The organism is Tenacibaculum sp. nBUS_03 (assembly GCF_051201695.1).
In the GTDB taxonomy this organism is placed as follows: domain Bacteria; phylum Bacteroidota; class Bacteroidia; order Flavobacteriales; family Flavobacteriaceae; genus Polaribacter.
In genome coordinates, this window is the sequence record NZ_CP179214.1 from 3,981,879 (window position 1) to 3,994,822 (window position 12,944).

Genomic DNA, 12,944 nt, shown 5'->3' on the forward strand with positions numbered 1-12,944 from the left:
ATGAGAAAACAAATATTAGTAACATGTGTGTTAAGTTTAGCAATGCTATTCGGTACAAGTAATGAGTCAAATGCTCAGTTTAAAAGATTGTTAAAAAAAGTAACATCTAAAAAAAGTTCATCAAGTAAATCAAAATCAGGAGGAGCCTCTGGGGGTACGTTTTCATATTTAAATAATGAAAAAGATGACTTAGGGCTGAGTGGTGAGTATCATGGGTTAAAAGATAAAAAAGCATTTGGCTTTAGATTTGTAAAAGAGAATGAGGGGAAAGTTGTAAATGAATTACATTATTGGGAGAAAAAACAAGAAAAGCCTCAGTTAAAAATGAATTTTAAGGAGAGTTATTACAGAAAAAAACAAGTAAAAATGTTTTTTGTATGGATGTCTTCTTATGCAAAATCATACATAGAGGTTTTTGAGGTAGCGCCAGGGGTTTTAGCACAAACACAGCAAACAAGTAGAAGTATTAATAAATATGAAGAATCAGTGCCATTAGATACGAAAAGAACTGTAATTGAGGTAATGGCAAAAAATAAAGCTGATTTAGAAACTTGGGATATTGAAACAGCTCAAGCAAAAGTAGATATGTTAATAAGTGATTTAAATACTGCTAGAATAGCAAAAACTAAAAAGAAATTAATGCGTTTCGAAACGTATAAAAATTATCACGGTAAAATAGCATTTGCTAAAAGTACAAACTATTTAAAAAGTTCAAGAGCTAATCAACCAGTAGAAAAACCTGCTAATTTTATAACAAAAAGAGAGTTAGGAGAAACGGTAGCTTTTAAACCTTATTTTGAACAGCCCTTATCTGTTTCTCATCCAGGAGCATGGTTTAATATAACTTATGAGATGGCTGGTCAAAAAACAAGTAGAGAGGCTTTAAGAAAAACTAGTACAAAGTTTTCTAAAAATATTCCTCAGTTAGATGATTATGTAAATGATTTTTACTTTTATTATCCTAAAGTAACAATTAATACTTCTAATAATGTTGCTGATTACGCCTTTTTAGAGTTGTTAAGATTAACACAAGATGATTTATCTGAAGGAAAAGTATATGATTTAAAAGTAACTGTTTGGGCGTATAGAGATGGAATGGATATACATCCTGTAGCTACAGGAACAATACAGTTAGAGTATACTAAAAATACAGAAAAACTATTACTAGATCCAGTTAAGGGGTGGATCACAGTTTTAGAGGATTATTTAGATGAATAAATCCATTTTTTTGATTATTTAAGTTTGAACCGAATGGCATTTGTGCTATTCGGTTTTGTTTTAAGATAGAGGTTGTAATGAAGGTTTTTCCTGATGGTTTTATTTTTAATATGTGAAAAAAGATAGCTCTCCCATAGTGATATTGAATAAGTATTATTTAGTTATGTTAATTATTAGGAATAATAAAAAAATGATGTTTTTGTAAATTAAATTAATCATTTTTAATTTTAGTTTATAGTGTGTTTTAAAATAAATATTATCAATAATTATACTTAAATCAATGTAAATATTTATTGCCAGTTTAATGTTTTGTAAACAGGGCTATTAATTAAAAAACATTGAAATTTAAACTATCTCTATTTTTAAAATAACAATTTATTAATAATATTTTATTTTTTTTAGTTGCTGAAAATCTGATTAATGTAATTAGGTTTTTTTCATGTTTAGCAATTAAAACATCATTTCTAGAAGTTAGATGAGCTTTCGTATTTTTTTTATTTAGTATTTTTGTTTATTAAGACTAGCTTTTGAAAGCAATTATATTTTTATTCTTTTTTCAAACATTTCTGTTTGCTCAGCATCCTCTTTATCTTCAATTTACAGAGAAGGATGGTTTGCCTGATATAGAATTTTATAGTATTGTTGAAGATAATCAGGGTTTTATTTGGTTAGGAGCAAATAAGGGACTCTACAGATATGATGGTAAAGAGTTTAAAAATTATTCGCACCCAGATAAAAGAGGGTTATCAGTTTTTGGTTTAAAATTCGATAAACAAAACAGATTATGGTGTAATAATATTTCTGGACAGTATTTTTTTATTGATAACGATTCACTTTCTCTTTTTAAAGATTTAAATACATTTACGAGAGGTCAATTAGGACGCTTTTTTTTTCATAATAATAAATTGGTGGTATCATGTGGCTCTAAATTGCTTAAGGTGGATTTAGATACTAAGGAAGAGATAGATGTGTTTCCAGATACTACAAGTTCTAATGGAGCTTTTGAAAGTGGAGATACTTTATTCATATTAAAAGATAAAGCTTTAAGGTATTTAACAGAAGACAAACAAGTAATTCAAACTTTATCAGCACTAGAAATGCCTAAAGTGGTAAGCTTGATTGATGTTTTTAAGTTAGGAGATGATGAGTTAGTTCAGTTTTCGTATGAAGGAGGAGTAGGTCTTATCTTTGGATTAAGAACTAAAAATAAGTTTAATCTACTTAGAAAATCAGGGTTAGATAAGTATAACAGAATTTACAGTGCTTATAAAGAGGATGATAAAATTTGGCTTTGTACAAGAAAAGGTGTTCAGGTTTATCAATACAAAGATGAGAGTTTTCAGCTTTTAACAACTTATTTTAAAGGTGTTGAAATTACTGGGATGATTAAAGATAGTAGCCAAAATTATTGGTTTACTACTTTAAGAAATGGAGTTTATATTATACCTAACATCAAACTTGAAAAGTATGATTTAGAAAAAAGAGTTAGTAATATCAGTGCAATGTGTAAGTTAGATGCTGATAATTTTATTTATGGAACCACTAAAGGAAGTCTTTTTATTGTAAATAAGATTTCAAATAAAATAAAACAGATAAGGACATCTTGCGGAGAAAAAGTTAATAAAATTGCTTTCAATGGTGATAATAAGATCTATGTTAGTTTTGAAACAAAAGGACTTTTAATTGATAGGGAAACAAATGTTGTTACCTCCAACAAATTAACTGGTTTGCTTTCCAATTCGAAAGGAATGTCAGTCATTAATGATAAAAAAATTATTTTCGGAGCCTCCGAATATTCAGAAATAATTGATGTGGAAAATGGAAGAAGGAGAAAATTAGGAACTCGAAGAACTTATGCTACTCATTATAACAAGCATACCAAAGAGATTTTTGTTGCATATGTTGATGGGGTTGAATATTATGACAAAGATTTTAAGGCTAATAAAATAACATTCAAAGGGGAACCAATTATAACAATAGCTATCGATCATACTGATGATAATACAGTTTGGGTCTCTACTTTTAAAAATGGAGTTTTGGGTATTCGAAACGGAGAGGTTGTTTGTAATTATTCTATTAAAAATGGTTTGATGTCAAATCAAGCTAGTCTTATAAAGTCTGATGGTAATTTTTTATGGATTGTTACTGATAAAGGGGTTCAAGTTTTAAATGTAGTTACGGGAGAATTTAAGAACTTAACTGAAAGAGATGGTTTAAATTCATTTAATATTTCTGATATATTAATATTTGAAAAGAAACTTTATTTTTCATCCAATAAAGGCTTGTTTAAAATTGATAAAAAAGAAATATTTAAAGAGAAAAATTTATCAGAAATTTATTTTACAAAGATTTCTATAGCAGATAAAGATGTAGAATTAAAAGAGGAGTATGATTTACCAGCAAATACAAAGAATATTAAAATTCAATTTCATATAAATGGTTATTTATCATATAAAAACATTAGGTATAAATATAGGTTACTTGGTGCAAGTAATTCTTGGTCATTGATATCAGAAGGGGTAAACGAAGTGGTTTTTAACAGTCTTTCTTCTGGTAGTTATGTTTTTGAATTAAAGGCTGAAGATAAATTTGAAGGCGGTGAGACAGATATCAGATCTATAAAAATTAAAATAAACAGACCTATTTACAAAAGATGGTGGTTTGTATATGTATTGCTTCTATTTCTTACTTTTATTATATTATTTTACAATAGGCGAAGATTAAGAGCTAAAGAGAAAGAGCAAGATCAATTATTGAACCAGATAGCAAAAGAAAAGGAAATGGTTTTTTTAAAACTGGAAAACTTGAGGTCTCAGATGAATCCACATTTTATTTTTAACGCCCTGAATTCAATACAAGATTATATTTTATTAAATGAGAAAAAGTTAGCAGGTGATTACCTTGGTAAGTTTGCTGATTTGATAAGGATATATCTTAATCAGAGTTCTAAGGATTTTATAGTTTTAAGTGAAGAAATTGATACCCTAAAAAAATATTTAGAATTAGAAAAATTAAGATTTGAAGCTTCTTTAGAATATAAAGTTTCGTGTTGTAAGGATATAGATATTGATACAATTGAAATCCCCTCGATGCTTATTCAACCTTATGTAGAAAATTCACTTAAACATGGGTTGTTACATAAAAAAGGAAAGGGTAAATTAGAAGTGTCTTTTGAAGTTGATTCTAAAAATAAATTTGTTTTATGTAAAGTAAAAGATGATGGAATAGGAAGAGATAAAGCAATAGCGCTAAGAAAAAAGAGAAATAAATATCATAATTCATTTGCAACGAAGGCAACTCAAGATCGTTTGGAGTTATTAAATTATAATAAAAATAGTATGATAGAGATAGAGATAATAGATTTATTTTCTGAAAATGGAAAGCCTCAGGGTACAGAAGTGCTTATAAAAATGCCCTATAAAAAATACTAAAAATACTGATATGAAGGTAATTATAATTGATGATGAAAGAAAGGCTAGAAATGTATTGAATACGTTAATTGTTGAAAATCATTCCGATATAACTGATGTTTTTCAGGCTGAAGATTTAGTTTCTGGTGTTGAGTTAATAAAAAAAGAACGTCCTCAAATTGTTTTCTTAGATATTGAAATGCCTGAATATTCAGGAATGGAAATAATAGATTTTATTGATAAAGAGGTATATGATTTTGAAATTATATTTGTAACTGCTTACAGCGAATACGCCATTAAAGCCTTTCAAATGTCGGCCATAGATTATTTGTTAAAGCCTGTTAGTCCATCTCAAGTAAAACTTGCTATAGAGAAAGCGTGCAAAAAAATAGGTAAAGGTGATTTAAATGAACAGTTATTAGAATTAAAAAGAAGTTTTACAGAGCTTAAGTTCAAGAAAATAGCACTTCCGTTTTCTGATGGAATTAAATTTGTTAGCATAGATGATATTATTTTTATTGAGGCCGATGGAATGTATTCAAAGTTTTTTTTAAAAAAACTAGAAGTAATTATGGTGAGTAAGCCTTTAAAGCATTTTGTTCCGATATTAGAAGGGGTAACTAACTTTTTTAGATCTCATCGCTCTTTTTTAATAAATATGAATTACATAAAAGAGTATATAAAAAAAGACGGAGGTTATATTGTAATGGATAATGAAATGGTTGTTTCAATATCAAATGATAAAAAGCAAGAATTTTTATCATTAATAAGCAAAATATAATGGCTTAGAAGTTTATAAAGGTAATTTAGAAATTTAAACAATATTAAGCTTTTACATTTATTTATGTTTGTACCAGATAAAAAATTCTGTAACAAAAAATAGATTTAGTAATTAAAATAAAGTTTTTACTTATAAAAATTATAAAAACTTTTGTTGGATTAAATATTATAATGCTTTAGGGGAAAACAAGTGTTATTCAAATAATTAGTTTTAAGTTATTTTAAAGTGAAATTTTATGTAATTTTTTTACAGTTTTTTTAAAGAGGTAGGGCCAGAACTATTTTAGTTTTGGTACTTGTCTCTTGTTCTGAGTTTATAAATAAAATGAAAAATAAATATATTAAAGTAAAATAGTGCTATTTAGTAAATAGCAATTACAATAAGTTTAGTAAATGATTTTACTTATACTTATTATTAATATAATAGTTAATTAAGCCCCCCACGGTTTCTTTCTTATAACCTATTAGAATTAATTTTAATAGGTTATATCCTTTATTTAAAATCTATCTGTAATAGTTTTAACTACTTTTCTTATACAAAATACTCTTTTGTTTTAGTTTGCAATATTAAGTCTTACGAATCTTTTGTTTGGTTTAGAAGTTTATACGAGGGTTTTAGAAATTTATTTCAATTATTTGATAAATAATTGTTTATATTTAATTATAATTTTTTGATTTAATATATTGTTATTTAGTTTGTTATGTGTATATTTTTAATATTGTAATACCTTAAGTCCCCCCGTGTTTTTTTTATAACCTATTAGATGAATTTTTAATAGGTTATATTATTTAAAATTGTTTGTAGAAATTTTTAGTAAAATTCTTTTCTCATACAAATACTCTCTATTTTCAGGTTGCAATATTAAGTCTTGTGAATCTTTTGTTAGGTTAAGAAGTTTATTGTAGAGCTTTAGAAGTTGGTTTTAAATACTTGATAAGTAATTATTTATATTTGGATGTGATTATTTTTGAATACCTATAAACTATTGCTATTTAATTAATTCCGAATAAAATTATTGATATCATAATACCTTAAGTCCCCCGTGTTTTTTTTATAACCTATTAGATGTATTTTTAATAGGTTATATTATTTAAAATTGTTCATGAAATATCTGGTGAAATTCTTTTCTTATGCAGACATTCTCTTAATTTAGGTTTCAATATTATGGTTTTCGAATCTTTTTAAAGGTTTAGAAGTTTATAAAAGGATTTTAGAAATTAACTGTAAATAAATGACAGATGGTTTTTTATATTTGAATTGTGATTGTTTTATGAAAGAAAGTCTAAATTATTGCTAACTGATAAACTCCAAATAAAATATTGATATTACAATAGATTAAGTCCCCCATGTTTTCTTTTTTATAGCCTATTGAATTAATTTTTATAGGCTATATTATTGGTATTAATTTCACAATTTCGAATTATAAAATTTGACATAGATATTTTAGAGATGAATACTAATTGGAGTACTGATTTGTTAAGTTTTTTTATTTTTATTTTATTTTTTTAACTTTATTTTTGTTTTATTTGTTCTTTTTATGTTAAATAATGTTATAAAATGTGTTTTTTAATGTTAAAAAATATCGTTATGTTTATTATTTTAACATTTTTATATTGTTTGGGTTAATTTGTTAAATTTACTGTAATATAAATCCCCCAAACCCCCAAAAAATGAAAAAAATAAACATGTTTGTTGTATTATTTTTAATATGTCAGGCAAATTTTTCGCAAACACAAATTCCTAAAGATTTAGGGTTAATTCAAAAACATTTTAATGATTTAAAGAAGGTAAAGAAAACGTCATCTTTAGATTATGCTGAATGGAAGGTAACGAGTACTGCTTCTTCTCTTAAAAAAGGTTTAAGGCATTATTATTTAGCACAATATCATAATGGTATTCCTATTGTAAATGGTACCTATAATTTATCAATTATAAATAATAAAGTTAATTATTCAAAAAATCAATTTATTAATGAGATAAGGAAAAAGATATCTAATCAAAAACGAATTTCTATAACAGAGGAACAAGCTGTAAATTCAGTTATAAGGGCACACAAATTGACTGTAGCTAAATTGGTTAAAACAGTAAGAAAAACTAAAGATGTTAATTTAGTTGAGTTTAAAAATACAGGAATTACTGAAGATAATGAGCCAATTCTTGTTAAAAAGGTGTATTTTTTGCATGAAGGTGAATTACGATTATGTTGGAATGTTAATTTATATGAAAAAGGAGGTAAAAACTGGTGGAACAGTTATGTTGATGCTTCTTCAAATAAGATTATATCTGAAAGTAATTGGGTTATTACTTGCAATTTTGATGCTCATGGGCATGATTCTCATCTAACGCATGATCCTTCTGAATTTTATAAACCTAAAAATGAATTTACTCCATATTTGAATGAATCCAATATGTTGGTTCCTGAATCTTATAATGTGTATGCAATGCCATTAATTAATCCTGATGATGGGGGAAGAACTGTTGTTACAAACCCAGCTAATTCTGTGGCATCTCCTTTTGGTTGGCATGATACTAATGGTGTTGCAGGTGCTGAGTATACCATTACTAGAGGTAACAATGTTTGGGCTCAAGAAGATGCGAACGGTAATAATGGAACAGGAGCTTCTCCTAGTGGAACTATCTAATTTAGATTTTAATTTTCCAGTTAATTTAAATCAAGCTCCAAGTAGTTATCGTGACGCTTCTACTACCAATTTGTTTTATTGGAATAATATTATGCATGATGTATGGTATCAATATGGTTTTGATGAGGCTTCTGGTAATTTTCAAGAAAATAATTATGGAAAAGGAGGAGCAGGTAGTGATTCTGTAAATGCAGATTCACAAGACGGACGAGGAACTAATAATGCAAATATGGCAACTCCAACAGATGGAAGAAATGCGAGAATGCAAATGTATTTATGGACTAGAACGAATCCAAACAGAGATGGTTCTTTTGATAATATGATTATTGCTCATGAGTATGGGCATGGTATTTCTACTAGGTTAGTAGGTGGTAGAAATGCAAATGTATTAGGAGGCTCTGAGCAAATGGGTGAAGGTTGGTCTGATTGGTTTGGTTTAATGTTAACGATGAAAGCAGGTGATAAAGGAACAGATAGAAAAGGAGTTGGTACCTATGCTTTAGGTCAACCTTTAGATGGTGTAGGGATTAGGCCAACGGTATATTCTACGGATAGATCTGTAAATGATACGGATTATGCTGATATTGGTAGTTTAAGAGTTCCACATGGTGTTGGTTATAGTTTTGCTTCAATATTGTGGGATATGACTTGGTTGATTATCGATCAAGAAGGTTTTGATTCAAATTTTTATACAGGCACTGGAGGAAATAATATTGCTATGGCTTTAGTAATAGAAGGATTAAAAAATACAGCAAGTAACCCTGGTTTTGTATCTGGTAGAGATGGTATTTTACAAGCAGATCAAGATTTATATGGAGGTAAGTATAAATGTTTAATTTGGAAAGCTTTCGCAGGTAGAGGAGTTGGAGAAGGCGCTGTAGAAAATAATAATGGAGGTAGTAATAGTAACACAGATCAAACAGTATCATATATCAATCCTTGTGATGGTGGTAATCCAAACCCAGGAAGCTGTTCTGATGATGTTACTTCGTATCCTTTTAATGAAAGTTTTGAAACTAATTTAGGGTTATGGAAAAATGAAACTACTGGAGATGATTTAAACTTTACAAGGAATTCTGGAGGTACTCCTTCAAATAACACTGGGCCAAGTAATGCAGTTGATGGCAATACGTATGTATATGTTGAAGCTTCAGGAAATGGTTCAGGGTTTCCAAATAAGAGAGCTATTTTAAATTCTCCTTGTTTAAATTTTACTTCGGTAGCTAATCCTAAATTGACGTTTCAATATCACATGTATGGTAGTGCAATTGCTACCTTAAAAGTTGAAGCAAGAAAAGACAATACGGGTGCATGGACATCGGTGTATAGTAAAAGTGGAGATCAAGGAAATAGTTGGAAAACAGCAAGTATTGATTTAAGTACCTATAGTAATGAGGCAAGTGTGCAATTAAGGTTTAATGTAGTTACTGGATCCGGTAATAGTGGTTGGCAAAGTGATATTGCTATTGATGCGGTTTCTATAACTAATGGAGCTGGAGACCCAGGAGATGATTGTGTAGCTTTGGATTTTAATGATTTTACTATAAATCCATTTTCTAACCAAGATTCAAGTGGTGATTATTCTATAGGCGGCGCTGGAAGTTCGCTAACCGTAACGAATAATACTTGGAAGTATATTTTAATGAATTATACTGTTACATCAAATACAGTAATAGAATTTGAATTTAGCAGTACTTCTGAAGGAGAGATTCATGCTGTAGGATTTGAAAATGATAATAATTTGACTTCTTCAAGATATTTTAAAGTTTATGGTACTCAAAATTATGGAGTAACTAATTTTGATAATTATGTAAGTGGAACAAAAAAATATGTAATTCCTATAGGTAGTTCTTATACAGGAGCCATGGATAGGTTAGTTTTTATTAATGATAATGATGCTGGGTCAGGAAATAATTCTACTTTTTCTAATGTGAAAGTTTATGAAGGCTCTTGTGGAACATCATTAGTTAATGTAAGTGAATTTGGAATTCGAACTGATATTATTGGTACTCAAGATGAAAATATGTTTACTTCACTAGAAGTAGCTCCGAATCCGGTTAAAAGAGGAGAGCTTCTCTATTTAATAGGAGTTAACAAGAATTTATTAAATGCTTCTTATAATGTTACGAATATGTTGGGGCAGGTACTGGAAATTGGCAAATTAGCAGGAAGAAGTATTCAAACAGATAAATTGAAAACAGGTATGTATATTTTAACAATAGAGAATAAATATACCAAAGTAAATAAACGATTTATTATTAAATAACTTATGGTTATTCTAAGATAATAGAAAGATGTTATTTTTTATTTATTTTAAACCCTTTGAATTTGATAAACTTCAAAGGGTTTTTTAGTTTTTGAAAACTGTTTTAAATTCTGAAATAATTTCATCTATTTGTTGTTCGTTATATTTTCTAGAAAAATGAACAGGAATCGCCTCATTTATTTTAGATATGTTCATTATTTCTCCTGATTTTTCTGAGTAGCTATGATAATTAAGGATCGCATATTCTTTGTCTTCATTTTTATAAAAACATTCTATGTATACTTTATTAGATTGAAAAAAATGCTTTTTAATCTTGGAATGATTTTCAAAATTGGCAGCATGATCCATTATAATTCCTAGGGAATCTCCTTCTTGAGTATACAGTAAATGAAATAAATCTTTAGATTGGTAGTCATTACCTTCAATATTTATAATGATGGTTTTTTCTTTTTTTAGAAAGGCATTTTTTAAATCATTTACCCATTTTCCTCCTTTAAAGCTACTATTTTTAAGATTTATTTTAAGAGTGTCTTTTTCTTTAAATTTATAGCTTAATGAAGGTGTTTTATGATCAAGTAATACACCAGTTACAGTAAAGCTATTTTCTTGATAAAGAATGTTGTTGTTTTCAATAGAAGTTTTTTTGAGTTCCCATATAGGGGGTTCTATTTCGTAGATATGAATTTCATTGTCAGATATCATTTCTCGTATTTCGTAGATAATGGTCTCTTTTTCGATGAGGTTCCAAGTGTAACTTTTTATTCTATGTTGAACTTGGGTAGCTATATTTTTGGGGCCGCAGATAACAATTCTTCTTTGTGAACCTATTTGATGTCTTATGATAGCGTCAAAGTTAACAAAGTGATCTATATGGGTATGACTAATAAAAATCGCATTCGTATTTTGTATCTCTTTCACTGTTAGGTTGCTAGCGTCACCACATTCACAGATATAATTCCAAGGGTGATTATGTGGTTTTATTAAGATAGAGATGTCTTCGTTGTAATTACTTTTTATTTCAGAAAAGAACATGAGTTTAGTTTATGAGTTTTATGCTACCTAAAGAATCTACTTTTTTTAATAAATCTGGAAAACGGTATTTTCCATGCATTTCTTTAATTTTTTCGGTAGCAATGTTTACATCTATTCCTATTGCACTAATATGTAGCGCTTTGTTACTATTGCCTCTTACAGTCAATGTTTTGTGGGGATTGATATTTTTAAAATCATTTTTGGCTACACCAATTGCAGGAATGTTATCTTTTAATTATTTATAAAGGTGTCCGCCTAGTCCTAGTTTTTTGTTGTAATTGATTGTCCATAGGCTAATTTATAAACTGTTTATTTTCCCCATTAGCTATATATATTATAACATCATTCTCTTGAAGTGTAAGATCATTTTCAGGGTTTTTTATGAGTTGTCCTTTTCTGCTAAGAGCTACTAGTGTAATACCGTATTTTTCTTTTAAATGAATAAAAGTTTCTAAATAAGTGGTATTTATATAAGTATTTTTGTTTGAAAGCTTTGCTTCGCAAATGTCTAAATTACTTTTGTCGTTAGAAGTAGAAATTAAATCTTCAGTGAGCAAAGCAACATTAGGCTCAAAAATATAACTAGCTATAAATTTTGAAACAATTTCATTTTTTGGAATAATAAACTGAACTCCTAAATAGTTGAAGGAAGATTTTAATTCTATGTTTTCTATAGCAACTACACAATTAATTTTTTCAAATCGTTTTTTAAGACTAATTGTATAAACTAATGTGTCGGTATCATTTTCAAAACTGATATAAACTCTTCTTGATTCTTTAAGTTTTATTTTGTCTAGTGCTTTGTAATCGTTAAGGTCAGTAAGTAAAACAAAGCAGTTTTTATCAGAGTATAATTGCTTAATAGTTTTTAAGTCAGATTCTTTATTCACTACAATAGCTAAGTCTTCTTCAGCCTTAATAATTTGATCTGCTACTTGTTTAGAAAAAGCATTCCATCCAATAATTATACAGTGGTTATTCATGTTTGTTCCAAAGTATCCCATTTCTCTTTTTTTTAAGTATTCTGATATTTTTAAGCTTAACTCTGTTACGATATATCCTAAGAAACCAAGACTTCCCAATACAAATAAAATACCGATGAGTCTTCCCCAGAATGTTATAGGGTAAAAATCACCATAACCAACTGTAGTTAATGTAACAATAGAATACCAATAAGCATCAGCAAGGTTATTTATATTAGTATTCTCAAAATTAGATTCAAAATGATATAGACTATATACTAGTATATTATAGATTCCAGCGACTAGTATAAAGAATATTAATTTTTGTTTGGAACTCATGCTTGCATCAAGTTTTTAAATACGTTCAATTTTTCTTGATTACAGCTGCTAAGTTCTATATAGGTTTTGTTACTCTCAGGAAACGTGTGAACGGCTAAATGACTTTCTCCTAGTAACCAAAAACAGGTATATCCTCGTTGTTCAAAATGATGTTCGTTAAAAGCTAATAAAGTAAATTTACTTTGTTCTAATAAATCTTCAAAATTCGTTTTTAAAACCTCAGGATTAGTTTCAGAAATCCATTCTTGAAAATTATAGATATTGGCTTGTATGTATTTGTAGTCAGTGTTCATT

General features: G+C 28.1%; 9 protein-coding genes. 5 read left to right on the top strand and 4 right to left on the bottom strand.

All coding sequences use genetic code 11. From position 1 onward, the window contains the following. From ACMFBB_RS18235 to ACMFBB_RS18255, 5 genes are all read left to right on the top strand, one after another. Complete coding sequence (locus tag ACMFBB_RS18235; RefSeq protein ID WP_435262161.1) at positions 1–1,218, top strand: hypothetical protein; 1,218 nt, start codon at positions 1–3, stop codon at positions 1,216–1,218. A gap of 527 nt (positions 1,219–1,745) precedes the next feature. After that, entirely contained in the window at positions 1,746–4,649 is a 2,904-nt protein-coding gene (locus tag ACMFBB_RS18240) for a sensor histidine kinase (protein ID WP_435262162.1), read from the top strand. A gap of 10 nt (positions 4,650–4,659) precedes the next feature. Further along, on the top strand, positions 4,660–5,409 hold the full coding sequence (locus tag ACMFBB_RS18245; RefSeq protein WP_435262163.1) for a LytR/AlgR family response regulator transcription factor: 750 nt from the start codon (positions 4,660–4,662) through the stop codon (positions 5,407–5,409). A gap of 1,670 nt (positions 5,410–7,079) precedes the next feature. Further along, positions 7,080–8,051: a M36 family metallopeptidase gene (locus tag ACMFBB_RS18250; RefSeq protein ID WP_435262164.1), complete on the top strand. Its 972-nt coding sequence runs from the start codon at positions 7,080–7,082 to the stop codon at positions 8,049–8,051. Next, positions 8,002–10,317 carry a M36 family metallopeptidase gene (locus ACMFBB_RS18255; RefSeq protein WP_435262165.1) on the top strand — a complete coding sequence of 772 codons (2,316 nt, stop codon included), beginning with the start codon at positions 8,002–8,004 and terminating at the stop codon, positions 10,315–10,317. The genes ACMFBB_RS18250 and ACMFBB_RS18255 overlap by 50 nt, the downstream gene beginning before the upstream one ends. A gap of 84 nt (positions 10,318–10,401) precedes the next feature. Here the strand turns inward: ACMFBB_RS18255 and ACMFBB_RS18260 are convergent, their stop codons facing one another. The 4 genes from ACMFBB_RS18260 to ACMFBB_RS18275 all read right to left on the bottom strand — a co-directional run bounded on the left by ACMFBB_RS18260 (position 10,402) and on the right by ACMFBB_RS18275 (position 12,943). After that, complete coding sequence (locus ACMFBB_RS18260; RefSeq protein ID WP_435262166.1) at positions 10,402–11,349, bottom strand: peptidase; 948 nt, start codon at positions 11,347–11,349, stop codon at positions 10,402–10,404. A 4-nt stretch (positions 11,350–11,353) separates the two neighbouring features. After that, positions 11,354–11,515 carry a hypothetical protein gene (locus ACMFBB_RS18265; protein ID WP_435262167.1) on the bottom strand — a complete coding sequence of 54 codons (162 nt, stop codon included), beginning with the start codon at positions 11,513–11,515 and terminating at the stop codon, positions 11,354–11,356. Positions 11,516–11,642: 127 nt separating this feature from the next. Further along, complete coding sequence (locus ACMFBB_RS18270; protein ID WP_435262168.1) at positions 11,643–12,650, bottom strand: potassium channel family protein; 1,008 nt, start codon at positions 12,648–12,650, stop codon at positions 11,643–11,645. Further along, on the bottom strand, positions 12,647–12,943 hold the full coding sequence (locus ACMFBB_RS18275; protein WP_435262169.1) for an S-adenosylmethionine decarboxylase family protein: 297 nt from the start codon (positions 12,941–12,943) through the stop codon (positions 12,647–12,649). Before ACMFBB_RS18275 ends, ACMFBB_RS18270 begins: the two co-directional genes overlap by 4 nt. Position 12,944 lies beyond the last annotated feature (1 nt).